Annotated in this window: 20 protein-coding genes, 1 tRNA gene and 1 pseudogene; 14 read left to right on the top strand and 8 right to left on the bottom strand. The window is 42.1% G+C overall.

The features are described 5' to 3' along the window. Positions 1-111 precede the first annotated feature (111 nt). Positions 112-1,332, top strand: a complete 1,221-nt coding sequence (locus RMY27_RS02875; protein WP_322660445.1) for an ABC transporter substrate-binding protein — start codon at positions 112-114, stop codon at positions 1,330-1,332. Positions 1,333-1,348: 16 nt separating this feature from the next. On the opposite strand, the gene RMY27_RS02870 is transcribed toward RMY27_RS02875, so the two are convergent. Both RMY27_RS02870 and RMY27_RS02865 read right to left on the bottom strand, forming a co-directional pair. Continuing rightward, complete coding sequence (locus RMY27_RS02870; protein WP_322660238.1) at positions 1,349-1,741, bottom strand: type II toxin-antitoxin system VapC family toxin; 393 nt, start codon at positions 1,739-1,741, stop codon at positions 1,349-1,351. After that, positions 1,738-1,983, bottom strand: coding sequence for a type II toxin-antitoxin system prevent-host-death family antitoxin (locus RMY27_RS02865; protein WP_322660236.1), 246 nt, complete (start codon positions 1,981-1,983; stop codon positions 1,738-1,740). Before RMY27_RS02865 ends, RMY27_RS02870 begins: the two co-directional genes overlap by 4 nt. A gap of 51 nt (positions 1,984-2,034) precedes the next feature. On the opposite strand from RMY27_RS02865, the pseudogene RMY27_RS02860 reads away from it, so the two are divergent. Beyond that, a pseudogene (locus RMY27_RS02860) lies at positions 2,035-2,241 on the top strand (ABC transporter substrate-binding protein); the annotation flags it as partial. A 37-nt stretch (positions 2,242-2,278) separates the two neighbouring features. Here the strand turns inward: RMY27_RS02860 and RMY27_RS02855 are convergent. Then, on the bottom strand, positions 2,279-3,196 hold the full coding sequence (locus tag RMY27_RS02855) for an alpha/beta hydrolase (RefSeq protein WP_322660234.1): 918 nt from the start codon (positions 3,194-3,196) through the stop codon (positions 2,279-2,281). A gap of 168 nt (positions 3,197-3,364) precedes the next feature. On the opposite strand from RMY27_RS02855, the gene RMY27_RS02850 reads away from it, so the two are divergent. The 6 genes from RMY27_RS02850 (at position 3,365) to petJ (ending at position 7,352) form a co-directional block, all read left to right on the top strand. Then, the gene (locus RMY27_RS02850; RefSeq protein ID WP_322660232.1) at positions 3,365-4,273 is read left to right on the top strand and encodes a sugar ABC transporter permease; all 909 of its coding nucleotides are present in this window, start codon (positions 3,365-3,367) and stop codon (positions 4,271-4,273) included. Then, positions 4,270-5,106 carry a carbohydrate ABC transporter permease gene (locus tag RMY27_RS02845; protein WP_322660230.1) on the top strand — a complete coding sequence of 279 codons (837 nt, stop codon included), beginning with the start codon at positions 4,270-4,272 and terminating at the stop codon, positions 5,104-5,106. Before RMY27_RS02850 ends, RMY27_RS02845 begins: the two co-directional genes overlap by 4 nt. Positions 5,107-5,260: 154 nt before the next feature. Beyond that, positions 5,261-5,476 (top strand): hypothetical protein, encoded by a 216-nt coding sequence (locus tag RMY27_RS02840; RefSeq protein WP_322660228.1) that lies wholly within the window; start codon positions 5,261-5,263, stop codon positions 5,474-5,476. A gap of 133 nt (positions 5,477-5,609) precedes the next feature. Further along, positions 5,610-6,101 (top strand): photosystem II cytochrome c-550, encoded by a 492-nt coding sequence (psbV, locus tag RMY27_RS02835; protein ID WP_094347444.1) that lies wholly within the window; start codon positions 5,610-5,612, stop codon positions 6,099-6,101. A 242-nt stretch (positions 6,102-6,343) separates the two neighbouring features. Continuing rightward, positions 6,344-6,763 (top strand): plastocyanin, encoded by a 420-nt coding sequence (gene petE / locus RMY27_RS02830; RefSeq protein WP_322660225.1) that lies wholly within the window; start codon positions 6,344-6,346, stop codon positions 6,761-6,763. 244 nt (positions 6,764-7,007) lie between these two features. Beyond that, positions 7,008-7,352, top strand: coding sequence for a cytochrome c6 PetJ (petJ, locus tag RMY27_RS02825; protein WP_289795865.1), 345 nt, complete (start codon positions 7,008-7,010; stop codon positions 7,350-7,352). 455 nt (positions 7,353-7,807) lie between these two features. On the opposite strand, the gene RMY27_RS02820 is transcribed toward petJ, so the two are convergent. Then, positions 7,808-9,310, bottom strand: a complete 1,503-nt coding sequence (locus tag RMY27_RS02820; RefSeq protein WP_322660223.1) for a hypothetical protein — start codon at positions 9,308-9,310, stop codon at positions 7,808-7,810. A 614-nt stretch (positions 9,311-9,924) separates the two neighbouring features. On the opposite strand from RMY27_RS02820, the gene RMY27_RS02815 reads away from it, so the two are divergent. Both RMY27_RS02815 and RMY27_RS02810 read left to right on the top strand, forming a co-directional pair. Next, positions 9,925-10,620 carry a lipase gene (locus RMY27_RS02815; RefSeq protein WP_322660221.1) on the top strand — a complete coding sequence of 232 codons (696 nt, stop codon included), beginning with the start codon at positions 9,925-9,927 and terminating at the stop codon, positions 10,618-10,620. Between the two features lie 100 nt (positions 10,621-10,720). After that, positions 10,721-11,353 (top strand): cytochrome b N-terminal domain-containing protein, encoded by a 633-nt coding sequence (locus RMY27_RS02810; RefSeq protein WP_322660219.1) that lies wholly within the window; start codon positions 10,721-10,723, stop codon positions 11,351-11,353. 70 nt (positions 11,354-11,423) lie between these two features. Here RMY27_RS02810 and RMY27_RS02805 read toward each other — a convergent pair whose 3' ends face one another. Next, a complete protein-coding gene (locus RMY27_RS02805) occupies positions 11,424-13,343 on the bottom strand; it encodes a cation:proton antiporter (protein ID WP_322660217.1) in 1,920 nt (639 codons plus the stop codon). A gap of 326 nt (positions 13,344-13,669) precedes the next feature. Here RMY27_RS02805 and RMY27_RS02800 point away from each other — a divergent pair. Further along, positions 13,670-13,742 (top strand) — tRNA-Glu (locus RMY27_RS02800). A gap of 93 nt (positions 13,743-13,835) precedes the next feature. On the opposite strand, the gene RMY27_RS02795 is transcribed toward RMY27_RS02800, so the two are convergent. The 3 genes from RMY27_RS02795 to RMY27_RS02785 all read right to left on the bottom strand — a co-directional run bounded on the left by RMY27_RS02795 (position 13,836) and on the right by RMY27_RS02785 (position 17,644). Next, a complete protein-coding gene (locus RMY27_RS02795; protein WP_322660216.1) occupies positions 13,836-14,423 on the bottom strand; it encodes an SRPBCC family protein in 588 nt (195 codons plus the stop codon). Between the two features lie 8 nt (positions 14,424-14,431). After that, the gene (locus RMY27_RS02790) at positions 14,432-16,450 is read right to left on the bottom strand and encodes a GAF domain-containing sensor histidine kinase (protein WP_322660214.1); all 2,019 of its coding nucleotides are present in this window, start codon (positions 16,448-16,450) and stop codon (positions 14,432-14,434) included. Positions 16,451-17,308: 858 nt separating this feature from the next. Then, positions 17,309-17,644, bottom strand: coding sequence for a hypothetical protein (locus RMY27_RS02785; protein WP_094347436.1), 336 nt, complete (start codon positions 17,642-17,644; stop codon positions 17,309-17,311). Between the two features lie 71 nt (positions 17,645-17,715). Between RMY27_RS02785 and RMY27_RS02780 the strand changes: the two genes are divergently transcribed. From RMY27_RS02780 to RMY27_RS02770, 3 genes are all read left to right on the top strand, one after another. Next, positions 17,716-17,967, top strand: a complete 252-nt coding sequence (locus tag RMY27_RS02780; protein ID WP_322660213.1) for a hypothetical protein — start codon at positions 17,716-17,718, stop codon at positions 17,965-17,967. A gap of 114 nt (positions 17,968-18,081) precedes the next feature. Then, positions 18,082-18,588 carry an HNH endonuclease gene (locus RMY27_RS02775; protein WP_322660443.1) on the top strand — a complete coding sequence of 169 codons (507 nt, stop codon included), beginning with the start codon at positions 18,082-18,084 and terminating at the stop codon, positions 18,586-18,588. Between the two features lie 16 nt (positions 18,589-18,604). Continuing rightward, positions 18,605-18,994 carry an alr0857 family protein gene (locus RMY27_RS02770; protein WP_322660212.1) on the top strand — a complete coding sequence of 130 codons (390 nt, stop codon included), beginning with the start codon at positions 18,605-18,607 and terminating at the stop codon, positions 18,992-18,994. Positions 18,995-19,017 lie beyond the last annotated feature (23 nt).

The following is a 19,017-nucleotide window of genomic DNA, read 5'->3' as shown; positions in this document are numbered from 1 at the left end:
AATTTCAAACAAGTAAAATATCATTCCTTAATAACACAAGTTATAAGCGAGGAAAGAGAATAGTATTTGTTTGTGAACAATAAAGGATTATTTAATTTTTTGGCATTGGTGATGGTAATCGCGATCGCTATTATTGCTTGTCACAGCCTACAATTGCCAAGCAAACCGTTAGCATCTACCGCAGTCACCATCAAACTTAGTGGTTGGGGAGGCTCTCCCGTTGAGCAAAAACTATTAAGACAAGTACTGCAAGACTTTGAAGCACAACATCCAACTATTAAGGTCAAATATGAGGTAATTTCCGACCAATACATGGATGTAATCAAAACTCGTTTAGTTGGGGAAGCTGCGCCCGATGTCTTTTATCTGGATGCTCTGGAAGCTCCTTTCTTAATGAATCAGAATGTCCTCGAACCGTTAGAAAGTTACATTACCCCCGAATTTGACCTCACGGATTTTGAGGATGCCCTACTTGACAGTTTCAAATACCAAAATCAGATTTACGGTCTTCCCAAAGACTATTCAACCCTGGCTCTGTTTTATAACAAAAAAGCCTTCGCCGCCGCAGGCTTAAGTAATCCGCCAGCAACTTGGGATGAATTACGTAACTACTCGCAACAATTAACAGGCAAACTTAACAAATACGGCTTTGGCGAAATTCCTGAATTGGCGCGTCAGGCTTATAAAATTAAAGCCTTTGGTGGACAACTCGTAGATAAAAATGGTTATGCTACCTTTGCGAGTGCAGCAGGTTTACAGGGTTTAGAGTTGGTAGTAAACCAGTATCAAAAAGATCGTTCCTCTGCCCAAAAATCTGATGTAGGAACAAACTCAGGTAGTGAAATGTTTGGTCAGAGTAAAGTAGCAATGGTGATTGAAGGTAACTGGGTAATTCCTTATCTAACTGAAACTTTTCCCCAAGTAGAATTTGCTACTGCACCAGTGCCTACGATTAATAATAAAAAAGGCACAATGGTGTTTACAGTTGCCTACGTGATGAATAAGCAAGCACAACACAAAGCCGAAGCTTGGGAGTTGATTTCTTATCTCACAGGTAAAGAAGGAATGCAAAAGTGGACAGGAACAGGGTTTGCTTTGCCAACACGTAAATCAGTGGCAAATAATTTGGGCTACGATCAAGACCCGTTGCGATCGCCATTAGTCGCGGGTGTGAGTTATGCTACACCGTGGCAGGTGGGTAAATATCCAGGTGCGATCGTCAATAACTTTGATAACCAGTTTGTCAGCGCCTTGTTGGGACAACAACCATTAAAGCAAGCGATGCTGAAGGCAGAGAATGAAGCTAATCAGCAAATTAGGGCGATGGAGTAAGCAATCTTTCTTACTTTCACCAAATTACTTCTGAGTAGAAATTTGCTATTTCCCGATCAGATGTAATTATTGCAGCTTGATTACTTCTGGCTAGTGCAACAACAACTCGATCTACTGGATCTCGATGACCCCATTCTAAATTGACACTTTCCATCCAAATATTTTCATCAATGGGTACAATCTGAACGGTACTAGACTTTTTCAGCCTTACTACGTAATCGTTAAGATTGACTCCTAAATCTAGTTTTTTATTTTTGATTTTTATCGCAATTTCCCATATAGCTATGGAAGGGACAAGACCATTTTTATCCCTTTCCATCTGGTTGCACGCTTCTTTAGCTTGTTCAGAAAGTTTGGCTGGATCTAAACTCCACCAGATTAGGGCACAAGTGTCAAGGACTATCTTCACAATTGTGTCCATTCCTCAGTGGTTGGTGTAGTTAAATCCTCAAAGTACTTGACTTTACCGCGTATTTCCCCAAATAACTCCTCTGTTGAAGGTGTTTGTGCGTATTTGGAAATTTTCACGACTGGCTTACCGCGATCGGTAACTACAATTTCTTCTCCTTCTGACTCTACAAGTCGTAAGAACTCAAGAAGTTGAGATTTGAGTTTACTTTTGGAAATGGATTTCATAATAACCGTAGTCATGACTATAGTCATATTCTAATAGGACATAGCATGAACTATTGCTCAATATTTATCGGCTATGACCAAGACCTACTGGGATCGCCATTAGTTGCGGGAGTTAATTACGCTACACCGTGGCAGGTGGGTAAATATCCAGGTGCGATCGTGAATAATTTTGATAACCAGTTTGTCAGCGCCTTACTTGGGCAACAACCATTAAAACAAGCAATGCTGAAGGCACAGAATGAAGCAAATCAGCAAATTAAAGCAATGAATTAAGCAATTAAAAATTCTCCTATTTCTCACTCTCCATTTTCTAGCGAGACTCCACATTTTCGATAAACTTTTGAATTGCTTGTAAATACGAATTTTTTCCAGTCTGATAAATTTGGAAATGTCCTGCTTTTGGAATTAATAAAAGTTGTTTGGGTTTAGGAGCAGCATCATATAACTGCTGACTCATATATGATGGGACAACAATATCAGCAGTTCCATGAATAAACAAGACAGGAATACGTAGAGAACCAACTTTCGAGATGGAATCAAACTTTTGCGTCAGTAGTAAATCGACGGGGAACATCCAGAGCCAATCTCTGTGCTTGACTTCCTCTGCCATTGATGTAAACGAGCTTTGCATAATCAAGGCGTTGGCTTTTGGTTGTTTGATGGCCAAATCTAAAGCGATCGCTCCCCCAAGTGATTCGCCGTAAATGACAATTTGCTCTGGGGGAATTCGGCGGACTTTTACTAAATAATTCCAGGCTATTTGACTATCTTGATAAAGCTGAGACTCACTGGGAAAATTCCCCTGACTGCTGCCAAAACCTCGGTAGTCAATCACCAATACTGAAAAGCCCAACTGCCGCATTCCCTGAAGTCTTGCTACATGATTGTAGTAACCTTTATTACCAGCAGCTCCACAAAAATATAAAATGACCTTTGGCGATTTAAGAATTCTTACAGGCTCATTTGGGATAGCAAAGAGTTTCTCTTGGGCTGATGGCTCTTGAATCCACCAGCCGTGGATGTATTCATCAGAATTAGTAATGGGTAAGCGTTCATCCTTGTAGGGAAGTTTGAAGTCAGGGTAACTCGGTAGTGTTAAAAATTGCGAAGTAGGACGAAAGATAAAATAACGCTGGCGAAAAAATAGTAATAGACAAGTTGAAATGTAGGCGATCGCTACTACTCCTATACTTCTTATCAGCAGTTTTCGAGGATTAAAATATAGCATCTTCACTTTCCTGTTGCCATTTTAAATTGTAAAAATGTTCGGTCTTCATATTTAGCAATAACTGTGACTCAGCCTGAATTTGAGCCTTTTGTACAGGAGTACGATAAATAATCATGCACAACCCATCGCTACAGTCGGGTTAGTGCGGGATTAAGCGGAGGTTTAGTAGTGTTTGAAATTAACCGACGGCGGAGTAACCCCAGGCAGAACATCACAGAAGACTTGGCTGGGTATATGTTCATGATGCCCACCATTCTAGTTTTGGGAACTTTTGTAGTCTTACCCATTCTCTACGCCGTTTTTCTTTCCCTGCAAAAAGTCCAACTTCTCGGCGGTATTGAGTACGAGTTCATCGGTTTTCGGAACTTCACGCGATTAGCTGAAGATGAAAGAGTTTGGATTGCTTTGAGAAACACAGCCGAATATGTATCTATTGTTGTGCCAACTCAAACTATCCTGGCTTTAATTTTGGCGGTAACTCTGAATTCTGGGATTCGAGGTAAAAACTGGTGGCGCATCCTCTATTTTTTGCCGACAGTCACTTCTTCAGCTGTGCTGACACTCATCTTTATGTGGATTTATAACACTGATGGGCTACTAAACGATTTTCTCGCTTTTGTAAGGCTACCTATTTATAACTGGTTGGGCGATCCAGCAGTTGCGCTCAAAGGAATTATGATCATGAACATTTGGTCAACTGCGCCGTTTTTTATGGTGATTTATCTGGCGGCGTTGCAAGATATACCCCAAACACTTTACGAGGCCGCAGAACTTGATGGCGCAAATGGAGGGCAGCAATTTATCCACATTACTCTTCCCTTGCTTAAGCCTGTAACCTTCTTTGTGGCGACTGTGGGGGTAATTGGGACTTTTCAACTTTTTGACCAGTCTTACATCTTTTCTGGCGGTACTGGCGGGCCAAATAACGCTACCTTAACTGTGGTACTGCTGATTTATCAAGCTGTATTTCGGAATTTACAAATGGGATATGCAGCTGCGATCGCATTTCTGTTAGCAGCAGTGATCATTGCCATCACTTTGATTCAGCGGCGACTTTTCGGAGGCGAACGGATTTGACTAACTCCTCTGGCTTATCCTGGCTCAAAGCCCTGTTGTACGTCTTGCTGACACTTTATGCCATCATTACTCTAATTCCCTTTCTCTGGGCATTTTCAGCATCATTTAAGCCCCTAACAGAGATTGTCAGTGGTGAACCCAACTTTCTCCCCAAGAATTTTACTCTTGACAACTACAGGCAAATCTTTCTCCAAGAACCGCTATTTTGGCGCTGGTTGTTCAACAGTGTAGCGATCGCCGTCAGCGTTACGCTTTTAAACTTATTGTTAAATTCTATGGCTGGTTATGCCTTGGCAAGATTGCGCTTTGTGGGCAAGCGCTTTTGGTTCTTCCTAATTTTGGCTGTGCTGGCAGTACCGACGCAAATTACCCTAATTCCGACATTTTTGATTTTAAAAGCGATCGGCTGGCTGAATTCTTACCAAGGCATGATTGTTCCTAGCATGGTTAATGCGACTTTTATCTTCATGATGCGGCAGTTTTTCGTTAATTTTCCTAAAGAACTAGAAGAAGCAGCCCAACTCGATGGCTTAAATACTTTTGGAATTTTTCAACACATTGTCTTACCTTTGGCAAAACCAGCACTAGCAGCACAGGCAGTTTTTGTGTTCATGGGGAGTTGGAATAATTTTTTACTGCCTATAGTTATCCTATTTGACCCAGAAATGTTTACCCTCCCCTTAGGGCTGAACACCTTCAAAGGTCAATACATCAGCTATTGGAACTACATTATGGCGGCTTCTATGGTCTTTACCCTGCCAGCTTTAGGCATTTATGCCTTTTTTAATCGTTACTTTATTCAAAGCGTCACTTTTACCGGGGGAAAAGGTTAATAGGCATTAGTCATTAGTCATTAGTCAAAAATTCTTCCCCTGCTTCCCTTGCCCCCTCCCATTCCCCAAACAGTATTTTGGGCAACAAATTGCACTCCTAACGTGATATTGGTATTACAGCGACTCAATCTCTATCTATCAGTAAACAAGCATTATGGGTTTTGCAGACCTATCGATCGCAGAGATAGCAGCTGACTACAGCATTCCTGTAGAACAAGTGTTTTCTCTGTGCAACCAACTGGGAATCGCCTACAAACACCAAAAGACCCGTTTGGCGTTAGAAGATGCAAGGGCAATTATTTCCCAAATATCGTCTGAAATACGTCCCAAAGGTACTAACGACTTGGTGGGTGATCACGAAGTCCCCTGAAGGGTTATCTCAGAACTTTGGCTAATAACTGATAGCTAATGATAAAAAACAATAAGTCATTAGCAATTAGCAGCTTGGAGATTGAGAATCGCGTTCTTAGCTGTGTTGAGCGTCAAAATCTTTAAGGGGAAACATGTTTATAAGACTAATTGGCGTTGTTGTGGCTACTGTTTTACTCTCGTTTCAGTTGATTGTCGGTAGCGCGACAGCAGTGGAACTAGACGAAGCTACCCGAACAGTGCCATTAAATACTCAGGGTGATACCGTTGTACTCAGCCTTAAACAAGTCAAAGAAGGCAAACGCTTATTTAATTACGCTTGCGCCCAATGTCATGCTGGGGGAGTTACCAAGACAAACCAAAACGTCGGACTCACTCCAGAGGACTTGGCACTAGCAACACCTAACCGTAACAACATTGAAGGTTTAGTAGATTACCTAAAAAATCCCACTACTTACGACGGGGAAGAAGAGATTTCCGAAATACACCCCAGTCTCAAAAGTGCAGATATTTTCACAGCAGTGCGAAATCTGACGGATGATGACTTGGAAGCGATCGCCGGTCATATTCTCTTACAACCCAAAATCGTTGGTACTAAGTGGGGAGGCGGAAAAATCTATTACTAAATCCTGGGGTTGAGTCATTGGGAATAGGGTATTGGGCATTGGGAATAGGGCATTGGGGAGAATTCAGTCCCTACTCCTAATTCCCCGTTCCCCATTCCCCATTTACTACTTATTGGACAGCTTTTTGCAATAAATTGCTCTCCATTATTAAAAAAAAAATTGATCTATGACAGATTGTCATATTTGGTGTTGATTTTATTTAAAATGAGAAAGGGAAAAAAATTGTTTGTTAGGAGAGAGCTATGAAATTAATTTCGGCAAGCTGGCGGCGCCTTAGTTTAGCTGTGTTGACAATCCTTTTAGTTGTTAGCAGCTTTGCTGTTTTTACTCCCAGTGCTTCGGCTGAAACCTACCAGGTGAAATTGGGTAGTGATAAAGGACTGCTAGCATTTGAACCGAAAAAGTTGACCATTAAACCAGGTGACACTATTGAATGGGTGAACAATAAAGTTCCTCCCCATAATGTTGTGTTTGATGCTGCCAAAAACCCCACTAAGAGCGCCGATTTAGCTAAATCTCTATCTCATAAGAAGTTGCTCATGAGTCCTGGTCAAAAGGAAACGACCACCTTTGCAGCAGACGCGCCTGCTGGTGACTACACCTTCTACTGTGAACCTCATCGTGGTGCTGGCATGGTTGGTACAATTACTGTCCAAAGCTAGAAACACCAGCGTTTGACACGAGATGATTACTCAGTGAAATTAGCTCATCGCCACACGCTACACTCCTAGAGTGACGCACAAAATGTAGAAATGGCGGTAACGAGTTCTATCTTTCCCTAAGACGCTAAACAATGTGTAGCGATCGAGGAGTGAACTTGTTACCGCCAATTTTGATCAAATTTGACTTAATCAGGGATTAATCGCGTTTATACTCTTGCTGGAGGCTTGTTGCGAGGAAATACTGTTGAGAATACTTTTATTAATTTTACTGTCGGCGATCGCCCTATTCAAATTTACATTCATTAGTCCAGCACTAGCTGCCGAAACATCTAACGGTGCTAAAATTTTCGAGGCTAACTGCGCTTCTTGCCATATAGGTGGCGGTAACATCCTTATCAGCCAGAAAACCTTGAAAAAGGAAGCATTGTCAAAGTACCTAGAAAATTACAATCAAGACTCAATCGAGGCGATTATCCATCAAGTGCAAAATGGTAAAAATGCCATGCCTGCTTTTAAAGCCAAGTTAAGTTCTGAGGAGATTCTGGAGGTAGCTGCTTACGTTTTTCAAAATGCAGAACAAGGTTGGTAAAGTAGCTATACAGTATAGTTTTTTTGGGGTGAGCGTTTGCCTATCTTTAGTTAATAGCCAGCTAGACGCTCACCCCAAAATATTGGAGAATTTATTTGTTGGAAATCCCTCAGTGCATTTCCTTCTTAGAAGCTTTTAACGAACTTCTAAGTTAAGTATTATGTATGACAAATTAGCGATCGCTAATTTGCCAACTACTAGAAACAATATTTTAAACCCAAAACCCTGATATAGAGACGCAATAAATCACGTCTCTACATCAGTAACTCTTAACCCAAACAAATTGTATTTTAAACGGGACTTACGCAAAAAATAGTCAAAAACAATGATTTTCAGGCAGAACAACACCTTCCGGTTACTCCAGTGGAGAAATCGTAGAGTAGCCGCTTCTTTATCAGACGCTGCAAATGCGTCTAGATAAATCACCGCTACCTGAATCCATCATCAACGGGCGATTATTTTTCTGGATTAGACTTTTGTCTGTTTTCCTTGACTTCACGCAACCGTTCTACTAATTTTTTATCCGATTGAGCAGCAGATGTAGACTGAACTTGATTGATTTTTGGCAACAATAAAGGTTCAGAAGTAGCTGCCGATGAAGACGTAGGCTGGTTATTTTTAATTTGCAGTTCAGATAATGGTTTGGGAGTAGCTGTTGGTACAATTAATGGTTTGAGAGTACCTGTTGGTGAAGATGTAGGTGGGTTATTTCTGATTTGTAAATCAGGTAATGGTTTAAAAGTAGCTGCTGGTGAGGGGGTAATCTGATTGTTATTGATGCCCGGTGCAGATAATGACGAGGGGTTTTGCTCTTGAGTAGTCCCAGTAAGATTGCTCGTGCTGTTTTGGAAACGTAGATTAAATGGATAGGAACTAATCTGTTTATCTCCCTTGGGGGATTGCTTGTTGAAGTATTGCCTTGCTTTTAATTGCAATTCCGGGGAAATTAACTTGTCTTGAAATTTGATATCTAAGACCTTACCATCAGGATCTACCACCAATACTCCCAAAACAGCACCTTCAAGATTTGACTTATTCGTGGATAATGTTTGGCGGATGACTGGTTTTTGTTCAGCGTTGGGGTATTGTCGCTGGACTTCCTTTCTCAGGTTTGCGTAGGAGTCTAGCTGTGCAATGGACTGTTGAGTTCCCTTCGTCGATAAATCCGCTGTTTGTAGCGTGCTTCCCCTAGTTCCAATTAAAGTATCCCCATTCCTTGGAGCTTGTTTTAAAGAATTTATCAGCGGGTTTTGAGCAATTGTAGACGACGCATTCGGAACTGGTTGCGTCATTGGCTGCGAAGTCGTATTTACCTGTGCTGTTGCAACGGGTGCGGTATCAGATAAGATTGGAGGCTGGGGATTGCGCAGAAGATCAGCAGGTATTTGCTGCGATTGCAATTCTGGCAACCTATTTACAGATAGCGGCTTAGGTGGCTCGTATTTGGCGACGCTCTCACTCACATTCGCACGAGGAACTGGTCGAGAGAATCTGGCGCTGGTATTAAATTTAGAACTATCAAATTTGGAAGCGTCGAACCGCAAATTATCACTCGGAATCATCCGCAAAGACTGCCTTGTAGGCAAAGAGGAGACTCGATAGTTATTTGATGATGCCGGTAGCGGAGGTAATACTAGCTGACTGGATGGTGATGGCGCTAATGGGGTTAATCCCGGTTGGACGCTAAAGTTTGGAGCCGCAAGTGGGGCGACTGGAGGTAATTGTTGTAAACCAATCTGGGGCGTGCTTTGCGGCAAACGGTTTTGGTCGGCTTGGCTCAATTCCAAAAGTCCGACTGGCTGGGATGATGCTGTTTCTTTGGGCTTGTTAGACTCCATCGGCATCAATGGTACGATCATCGCGATCGCACCGTGCATACCAAGGGAAGCAATTGCTGCTATCCCAATTGGCTGGCTTAAAATTTCTGGTATATTTTTCAGCAGGGAGACGTAAGACATAGCTGTTATCGTTCACTCACTCAGTTGCAGTTGACTAGCGATTTTCTCTTTTCAGCATTGCAATATCTTGCAAGATATGCGTTCTTCATAAGGAAATAATAACTTCCTCGGTTGGCAATCAAAACGCCAAAATTGCCATTTATTCAAGTTTTTAATTAATCTAATGACGCTGTATCATATCTTCAAAATCCGAGCTTGCTAAAGAGGTATTTGAAAAATTACTACTTTTGATTTTTTATTCTTATGACGCACACAATTAAAATTAATATCTGGAAGTTTTATAAAGTTTAAGTAAACGCACAACTTTGAATACATCAAAACATCTGCCGAAGTTGCCTTGTTTTTTCAACTGTTTTTCAGTCAACTACACTTCTGTAACAGATGACACACGTGTTTGTCTATGACTGGCCCTATTTGAAAATATTACCACATCAGTAGCCCCTCAAACTGTTGCAAATTGTACAATTTTATTGACATTTTAGCCTTAAATTCCACCAAAGCTATTGGTTTTTTCTCTAAGGAGTCAGTCAGACGATCGCAATTCTAGCTCCTGAATATGACTACTTCTTCGTCAAAAAAGTTCAAAATCTCAATCATTGCATCCAAAATTTAAAATGCCGTTACCGACAGTTATTTTGCCTGGATATCTAGAAAGCGCGATCGCTTATCGCCAACTAGAACAATCTTTACAGCAGTTAAATTTTCCCACGGTTACAGTCCCACTGCGACGGCGTGACTGGCTCCCCACTTTGGGAGTAACACCCGTAATACTTATTCTGCAACAACTCGATTACACGATCAAGCATATATTACGTGAACATAATGCTACTCAAATTAATTTAATTGGTCACTCAGCCGGAGGTTGGATATCCCGCATTTATATGGGAGAAAAGCCCTATTTAGCGCGCGGTGATGTCAAACCATTTCTCTGGCAAGGGCATCCCTTGGTTGCTACTTTTGTCACCTTGGGTACACCCCATATCAGCCAAGAACGCTGGACACGCACCAATCTGGATTTTGTTACCAATAACTACCCTGGAGCTTTTTACAAAAACGTTCGTTACGTTTGTGTGGCTGGCAAAACTATCTTTGGGAAAAGGCGGCCTGGTAGTTGGTTAGCTTATAGTAGTTACCAATTAACCTGTGGGAAGGGTAATACTTGGGGAGATGGGATTACGCCCATTGAAGCTGCTCATTTGCAGGGGGCGGAAAATCTGGTGATTGAAGGTGTAAAGCATTCTCCTAGAAGTCCTGGGATTTGGTATGGCTCACCAGAAGCCTTAAAATCTTGGGTACAGTATTTGATTTAAAAAACTTTATTTTTATATAAGAAAAGTAAAAATTATTAAAATTTCTTAGCTAAAATCGTAACAAGAATAAATACTTAGTTAAGAACAGGAGGGGTGAGCTATGCAAAGCACCCAGTTCGATAAGATTTTGCGACGAATAGCGACGATATTATCAGTCGTGATTTTGACTCTGTGTTTAATTTATATCTCTACTGGAATTTTGCTGTCTTTTTACTATGAACCGACAGCAGGCGGAGCTTATAACTCCTTAAAGCTGATTAATACACAACTGCCATACGGTTGGTTGTTTTGGAGAGCGCATGAGATTGCTGGTAACGGGGTAATTGCGATCGCTCTCGTTCAAATTGTGGTGATGTTTTTAGGTCGGCAATTTCGTAAGAGTTGGCTGGCTGCCTGGATTAGTGTAATTTTGTTAACCCTAAGTGCGATCGGGCTGGATTGGACAGCGATGATTTTAGATTGGACTCAGGAAGGGTACTGGCGTTTTAGCATTGAGCTAGGAACCATCGAAGCCATTCCTTTGATTGGTGGACAACTGCGCGAAATCCTAACTGGTGGTGGAGCGATTAACACAATTACCGTCGAACACCTTTACACAATCCACAGTTATCTAATTTCGGTAGCGACGCTAATTCTTGCCATAGTACATTTGTCTGCTTTACTCTGGCAGGAATGGCAAATGTATCAAGAAGCGCCAAAACCAGAAAGCGAATTTATTCCTTCCCAAAGCTAATAAAGAGCCAAGAGTTAGGGGTATTCTTCCCCTGCTCCCCTGCTCCTCTGCCCCCCTGCTCCTCTGCTCCTCATCCCCCAGAAGCCTCACTAGTAGAAAGTTGAGATAATTGGGCGAGGGATAGGTCTTCAACCTCTGGTAACTTTTCTAGAGACAAGGGAGTGGATTGTGTAGCACCAGATAAGCGTTTTAAAAGGCTAGGTCTGGGGTCATGTAACAGATAAATAATGCGATCGCCAATTTCCCAATCTTGGTTCGCTGGCATTACCTGTAAGCGTTCTGCTCGTTCTACCAATAGTGGTATCAACACCCCAGTCCGAATCTTTTCTTGGATGCGATCGCATTGAGTCGAAAACTCCAACTCATCTAACGTAGTTGTCCCTAACTTGACTCGTCCATCATTCAAATATTCATTCCAAGTTTTAATTGCTAAGTCTGGAATAAAAGCTTGATTAACTTTATTACTAGTCGAGGTACTCGCTTGCGGATCGCGGGGAAAAACAGCTAAGACACGGGGGGGTTTAAACTCCTCAGCTGCTCTTTGAGCCAAAACAAAATTCACCTCGCCATTACTTGTCATAGCCAAAAAAGTACCTATAGAGGCAAGTCCTGCCTCTTCTAAAACAGCAGCATCTAGCGCACTGCTGGCAATAACCCGGAGATTTTGTGCCTCGGCTTGCACAAGGCATTCGGGATCAGTATCAATCATCACCACGTTTTCTCCCCGTTCCTGAAAAAACCGGGCAATCACAAGACTCAAGGGATTACAACCCACAATTACTGCCCCAGTTACGTCCTTAGAAGTGATTTGCAGCCATTTAGCAACCCAGCCAGCTGTTAGTCCTTGGCAGACAACAGTCATGATAATTGTCAGGAAAACTAAAGCTTTGATGGAATCACCGCCGTTAATGCCTCGCTGTGTCAGGGAAATCGCAAAAAAAGAAGCTACAGAGGCAGCAACAATTCCTCTCGGAGCAACCCAGCTTAAAAACAGTTTCTGTCGCCAGTTGAGGTCACTGTTCCAGGTACACAACAGGATATTAATCGGGCGAACGACAAACATTAGTACCAAAACAGTGAATAAACTACCCCAACCCAAAGCAAACACACTGGCAATGGATAGGTCAGCAGCTAATAAGATAAATAGCACTGAGACGCTGAGAATTGTCAGTTGACCCTTAAAGCTGCGTAACAGACGTTCTTCTGGGACTGAGGAGTTAGCAAAGACTGCTCCTGCAACTACTGTTGTCATGACTCCCGATTCACTGCGGATCATCTGCGATAAGGTAAACAAGCTCCAAAGTATCGCCAACACCACTAAGTTTTTTAGCTCAAATGACAGAAAACTGGCGCGTTTGAAAATCAAACTCATCAGATAACCGCCAGCACCACCAATTGCTGCGCCAACACCCAGGCGTATAAGTAAACCGACGATCGCATTGATGGGATCAGCATCGCCGTTCAAAATCCTATCGAGGACAACGAAGGCGAGGATAGCCCCTACAGGGTCAATTAAAACCCCCTCCCCTTCCAAAAGTGTTGCCACTTGCCGATCTACATTGATTTGTTTCAGCAAAGGGCCAACGACAGTTGGGCCTGTCACCACGATTATGGAAGCATAGAGAAAAGCTATGTTCCAAGGAAATTCGCCGAGCCAGTGAGCAGCCATACTCCCACCAAGCAATGTGATCAGCGTTCCTTGAGTGACCAGCAATTGCAGGCTGACTGAAACTCTACCTAACTCACGCAGATCCAAGTTAAGTCCGCCTTCGAACAAAATGATTGCCGTTGCGAGGGCGACTATAACTTCCAGTCCAGTGCCTAGCGAATGGGGATGCAATAGCCCTATACCATCAGAGCCAAACAAAATGCCCAACAGCAATAACAAGACGATGCTGGGTACACGAAGGTATGCAGCCAGCACTTGGGCGCTAATGCCTGCAAAGACAGCGATCGCCATCTGTGTGGTAATTTCAAAAGATGCTTCCATATTGTAGATTTTGAGCGATTTATTTCAAAATCTCTTGTAAAAAACCGTAGATATTAACTCTACAGGGTACAACATCATACCCTTTGTTCCTTGCTGTCTTCAGCGTTTTTTAGATATGTGTATACCCCGAAATTTCCAGCGCCCAAGGCTGACGCACCCTGCGGCTGACCGCAGAAGCATCTACGGACTTTCTTATCTGTCTCCATATCTTTGTATCCTCTTCAAGCTTTTGCTTCCACCCAGTTTAGCTGCCACAAACTTTTTTTGGCAAAACCTGTTGACAACAGCAAGAAAATTGGTTAATTTATAAAAGGTCTGAGTCCGATGCCCCCATCGTCTAGAGGCCTAGGACACCTCCCTTTCACGGAGGTAACGGGGATTCGAATTCCCCTGGGGGTACTTAAAAAGAATAAAAAGCAAAAGCTTTTTTATTTGAAATGTAGCAATAAAAACCATCATTCAGGAATACATCTGAATGATGGTTTATTGTTGTTATGCATACGGTTCTTTGCTGGCTAGTTCTTCTACACGTTGGTGAATAGCCAAAAGATTTAACCGCAAATCTTTGCTCAGACGATTTTCAATAATTCCTACTGGCATAGTGAGTTTAGGCCAAACTTGAATTGTGTAGGACAGATTTGTTCCTAAAGACTCACCGAAAGAATAAGGCTCTAAGCACCAGCTACCAGAAAAGCCTTTAAAATCTCCCTCTACCATGCGGAAATTAATTGCTTTAGGGAAGCATTCTTCCAAGTCTAGAACTACCCGTGCACAAAAGTTGAAATTCAGTAAGCGTTGAGAGCCAACTTGCTCCAGTCGAATTCCACCATCGGGATGCTCGATTAGACAACTCTTGGCGAGGTTGGGGAGGAAGTCTGGTAAGGCTTCATAATTTGTCAGAACCTTCCAGATTTGCTCCACTGGGTGGGGAATTTGGACTTTAGCACTGATTTGCCGCTGTCGCTCTGCTATTTTCTCAATTTGAACTTCTACCTGAGCAAGCAAATCCTCTTCTAGGTTGGTGTCATCAGTGGAAGATTGCAAATCAGGGTTCTCTGTTGTGTTCTGTTTTTTAGTCACTTTCAGAATTATGGTTTGCTTTCGTCAGAAAATTGGGGCAGAGTCAAGGTGAAGCAAATTTCGCTCTGTTCAGAATCCGAGATTGGGAGACTTTCAACAGCGATCGCTCCATCTAAATGCTGCACTAAAGACTTGACTAAAGCAAGTCCCAAGCCAGTCCCTGGAGTCCAGCGACCTTTTCCACGGCGGAACTTATCAAAGATGTAGGTCGCTTCTTCTTCAGAGATGGCACGTCCTGTATTCGTCACCTTCATGATAACTTGATCGATTTGCTGCTCGACTCGGTGAGACGCTTCAAGGCGAACTATTGTATCAGACTCTGAATATTTACAGGCATTAGTTAATAATTCTTGCAGGATACGGTCAAAACTCTCCAGTTCAGTTTGCAGTTTGAGCGATTCCTCCGGCAAATCTATAGAAATTTTTAATCCTTTTTCGCCAAGTTTTTTTTCAAAGGATGCTGCTATATCTTGAATTCTAGTATTTAAATCTATAGATTCTAATTGGGGAGCTTCGTGAGGCGACTCTAGCTTTTGGAGTGTCAACAAGTCATTAATCAAGTTGATTTCTTTTGAACATTCCTGCTCAAGAATATCCAGATATCTACCCTGACGCTCTGGCGTTATTCCTGGCAAACGCAAGTTTTTTATTGACATCAGCATATTTGTCAAAGGATAGCGTAGGCGATCGCTCATATTACTCAAAAATTCATCTTTGAGTTCATTAAGTTTCCGCAGCTGCTCGACATACTGTCGGGTTCTTTCATGCAATTTCGCTTGGAGTTCTAGACTACTTTGGAGTTTCGCCGTCCGTTCATCTACCAACATTTGCACTTGGCGCAATGTCTGTGACTGAATTATGGCGTTACTCACTTGAGCGCAAACCATTTCCACAAGATTTAATTCTTCTGGTTGCCAATTGCGAATTACAGCTTGCTGTAGCACTAAAAAGCCTAAAATTTTACCTTGACTTTCCAATGGCACTAAAAGTACCGCAGGCAATTTCTCTATCGCAAATAATGGAGCAGCTGTTAAGGTATTGTTTTGATCTGTATAGTCATCGAAGATTACTGGTTTTCCAGAATCCATGAAGGCACGCTGGCATAAACCACAGTCTGAAATCAAGAAAGACTGATCTAAGGTGTCTAGTTTACTAGTGCCAGAATTTTGTGTTTCTCTAGCCCATTGGGCGATTACACTAGCTTTCGCTTTGGGGATTTGTTTTTTAGCTTGAGTCTTAAATAGTGGATCTGTATATTTCAGTAATATAAGCAAACCCCGATCTGCCTGTAGAGATTCGGCTGTCGAGGCGATAACTAACTGGAGCATTTGATTCAGCTCCAAGTTGCTACGACTCAATAAGGTTAATTGCTTGATCAAGCTTTGATGGTGCTTGCTTTTTTGCAGGGACAGCTCTTGATGAGTAATTTGTTGAGCTTGTGCCACTCCAGAAAAAGCGATCGCGCAAGCTGACTCCACTTCTTTGAGCAATTGTTTTTCTGATTCACTCCATTCATAAGGTTGGAATTTAATCAGATTAATCACTCCATTGTTATTACCACCAAACCGAGTGGGAATTGCCAAAACCGCTTTTATCGGTAGTGGTAGATATTGACACCCAATGACCAGACTATTTTGAATGATGGAAATGTCTTCAATAGTCAATGGTTGGGCAGCACATTGCAGCACTGGCGAGTGCATAAGCAACTGTTCCATTGAAAACATTTCTTCAGGGTGTGGCAACCCTAAATACTCATCAGCACACCAATTAGTAGTAGTTGCTTCGTCAGATGTTTCATCCGCCACTGAAACTAAGCAGCAGCAATCTACTTGAAACGCAACTCCTAGCAATTGGGCAATCTCTTGCAGCATCAAAGCCGTAGCAGAGCTATTAGCAATAATTTGGTTAATCTTTTGTACCAATTCGCGGGCAGGTTCTTCCTGATGCTGCATCAGCTTGACTTGGTAAGGTTTTAGTCGGTCTATGTCATCTACGTAATGTGGCGGTGATGATAAAGGCTTTTTCATTTTTGGCACGCCCTCGGATAATAACCCCATTGTTCTTGCACCCAACCTCTTGGCATATTCTTCACCGTTAGTTGTGTTGCTATACCCTGATAATTGACAAATTTTGTGTAAATACTTTCTCTCACCTGTTATAGCCCTTTTCTATCTCAGATGGCCAAATTTCCACTGCATCAAGCAAATTGCTACATTGATGCATAAGTAATAAAATACTCAAGATATCCTATAAATGCTTAAGTTAGCTTATTTTTAACTGCACTGTCTTGAAATAATTTACCAACTTTATCCTGTCTGTAAGTATACATAAACCGTAATTTCTCTGGAATTACAGCAAAATTCCCCTTTTGAGGGCGTAAAATTACGTAACTTGCTTTATAAAGTTTTATTACATTTATTGAAAAAACTAGTAGGTTTAACAAGTTACTCTTTGATCTCCGTAACTCTCAGTAAAATATCAATAAAAGTAAAGGAGCCAAGAGGAGATTGCTCTTGCAGTGTAGGCTTCTATTCTCTACAAAAGCCTGCACCAATGAGGTGTACTCTTGTTCAGACCTACACTGATAGGTTAACTGTGATAGCGAGTTTGTGAGTATTTTGTTCTTAACCTGTGGCAGAAATTTGGAGTAAAGCTTAAATTTAAATAAATTCTTACTCACCAAAGGTTGCGGCAGTTATAGCTAAATTTTGAATGCAGCCCAGTTATTAGTAAAAATAACTAGGCTGCATTCGTCTGAAATATAAAACTAAACCACATCTATTTTCAGAACTATATTTTTTAAAGTAGTTAAGAGCATTTTTTACTCCCTGCTGGTAGGGCGGGCTAGATGCCCTCCCTACAACAGGTTTCAAAATAGACGAAGTTTATCCAGCCAAGCTCTCGACACTCAGAGGAACCATATCGCCATTCCTCGTTAGTCCTAACAACATCGGTTCTTGGGGTTGAATTAGTTGACCTGTAAGCACACAGCGTTCTTCTTGCTGAGCTGTGGCAGCTATGCTAGCTCGGATGTCGGATCGCGAAAATCGAGGCTTCCACTCACCTGATTTTTGTTGGACATAATTCCAAAGGATATCTCGGATCAGGGCTTGATATCCCTGATTCCCAGCAATTTCTTTGAGCTTATCTTTGAGTTCCCGTTCTAGGCGAATGCTGGTAACTTCCATATCGGTGGTTGGGGTGCGAGCGATCGTATGCATCAGTTTTTCTCCTTAAAGGTATAGACAGGATAGTAATACAAGTGTAGTATGTTTAAAGGAATGTTCAATAGGTGAAATTTTCTGTGAAATCCATTTACCCCATCTCTACTTCAATTTTGTGCGCTACCAATTGCCGAACCAATTGGGAATCAGCTGCTATGGAAGTGGAGTATTTATTTATGGGCGATGGTAGCCGAAATCATGGGCAAATCACAGAAGGTAATGATGATTATAAGTATGTAGGCATTAGTGCACTAATTGCAAAACCACAACTAGATCAACAAAGCGGGGGATACAGGCAAAGGAATCCTGTACCGATATGAGACCAGAAAATTTTCCGGTCAATTCTAACCCCCGCTTCACCGAAAACTTGAAGCGGGGGTTTTTTTATAAGGAGTTAAGCTGTGACGATATCTTCCATGCGCGGCGCGAACGCAATGCAAGTGTTAGAGCAATCTGTGGTGGTGTTTTCTCAAAATTACTTGCCACTATGTCGGGTAAATATCAAGCGGGCAATTGTGCTGTTAGTAACCAACAAGGCGCAACCGCTGGGTTTTACCACAGAAAGCGGATGGCAAGTTCACTCACCCAGTTTGGTAATTGATGTGCCAAAACATATTCGCTTGACAATCACTTCTAATGAGCGGATGTGGAAAGTTCCGCCAGTGAATCGGCGGGAAGTATTGCGACGAGACCATCACAGTTGCCAATATTGCGGCAGCAGCAAACATCTAACGCTAGATCATGTGATGCCGCGTTCTAAAGGCGGTTCTCACACTTGGGATAACGTAGTCACAGCTTGTGAGAGATGTAACTCCCGTAAAGGCGATCGCACCCTGTTTGAAGTTGGTATGCAACTGCGTACCAAACCAAAAGCGCCAATCCACCCCGCGATTTCTTTTGCTGAACAGTTTTGGATAGAGATGCAAGCAAACCTGGAATAACAGGAGAGCATAAGGAATGCTGAAATTAACTTACACTGAAAGCAGTTTTGATTTGGAATGTGTCACTTTGTCGCTAGAAGAATGGGTAGCGCAACGAGTGATTTTAGCCCTGCGAGTTGGGCAAAGTTTATGCATTGAACCCAATACCGCTTCCTTTTTGCTTCCTGTTGATTTGCCAGGAGTAGAAGTGCTGAGGGCTGAAGTAAAAAAAGATGATAGAGAAATCATTGCCCTCTGTACGTGCGATGCCGAATATATGGAAGTCACCCTACGGGGTTCTTGGCTATCAGCTAGTTCTAAGGATTCTGTCGGTGTGTTTGTCACCACTATGAGCGATCGCGCTGAGTTCTTTTTGCACAAACTTTGGCAGGAAGCTCAATCTTGTGCTTCTGTGATGAGCGAATAAATTAAATAGTTGGGTGAGGAGCA

Origin of the sequence: Nostoc sp. DedQUE09, assembly GCF_034530915.1 — a bacterium.
In the GTDB taxonomy this organism is placed as follows: Bacteria; Cyanobacteriota; Cyanobacteriia; order Cyanobacteriales; family Nostocaceae; genus Nostoc.
This window is presented reverse-complemented; position numbering and strand designations above follow the sequence as displayed.

Bases quoted from the DNA above. Each gene is read 5' to 3' on its own strand.
- RMY27_RS02875 (WP_322660445.1), top strand. From the start codon at position 112: ATGGTAATCGCGATCGCTATTATTGCTTGTCACAGCCTACAATTGCCA.
- RMY27_RS02865 (WP_322660236.1), bottom strand. From the start codon at position 1,983: ATGACTACGGTTATTATGAAATCCATTTCCAAAAGTAAACTCAAATCT.
- RMY27_RS02855 (WP_322660234.1), bottom strand. From the start codon at position 3,196: ATGCTATATTTTAATCCTCGAAAACTGCTGATAAGAAGTATAGGAGTA.
- RMY27_RS02840 (WP_322660228.1), top strand. From the start codon at position 5,261: ATGGGTTTTGCAGACCTATCGATCGCAGAGATAGCAGCTGACTACAGC.
- psbV (WP_094347444.1), top strand. From the start codon at position 5,610: ATGTTTATAAGACTAATTGGCGTTGTTGTGGCTACTGTTTTACTCTCG.
- petE (WP_322660225.1), top strand. From the start codon at position 6,344: ATGAAATTAATTTCGGCAAGCTGGCGGCGCCTTAGTTTAGCTGTGTTG.
- RMY27_RS02820 (WP_322660223.1), bottom strand. From the start codon at position 9,310: ATGTCTTACGTCTCCCTGCTGAAAAATATACCAGAAATTTTAAGCCAG.
- RMY27_RS02815 (WP_322660221.1), top strand. From the start codon at position 9,925: ATGCCGTTACCGACAGTTATTTTGCCTGGATATCTAGAAAGCGCGATC.
- RMY27_RS02810 (WP_322660219.1), top strand. From the start codon at position 10,721: ATGCAAAGCACCCAGTTCGATAAGATTTTGCGACGAATAGCGACGATA.
- RMY27_RS02805 (WP_322660217.1), bottom strand. From the start codon at position 13,343: ATGGAAGCATCTTTTGAAATTACCACACAGATGGCGATCGCTGTCTTT.
- RMY27_RS02790 (WP_322660214.1), bottom strand. From the start codon at position 16,450: ATGAAAAAGCCTTTATCATCACCGCCACATTACGTAGATGACATAGAC.
- RMY27_RS02785 (WP_094347436.1), bottom strand. From the start codon at position 17,644: ATGCATACGATCGCTCGCACCCCAACCACCGATATGGAAGTTACCAGC.
- RMY27_RS02775 (WP_322660443.1), top strand. From the start codon at position 18,082: ATGCAAGTGTTAGAGCAATCTGTGGTGGTGTTTTCTCAAAATTACTTG.
- RMY27_RS02770 (WP_322660212.1), top strand. From the start codon at position 18,605: ATGCTGAAATTAACTTACACTGAAAGCAGTTTTGATTTGGAATGTGTC.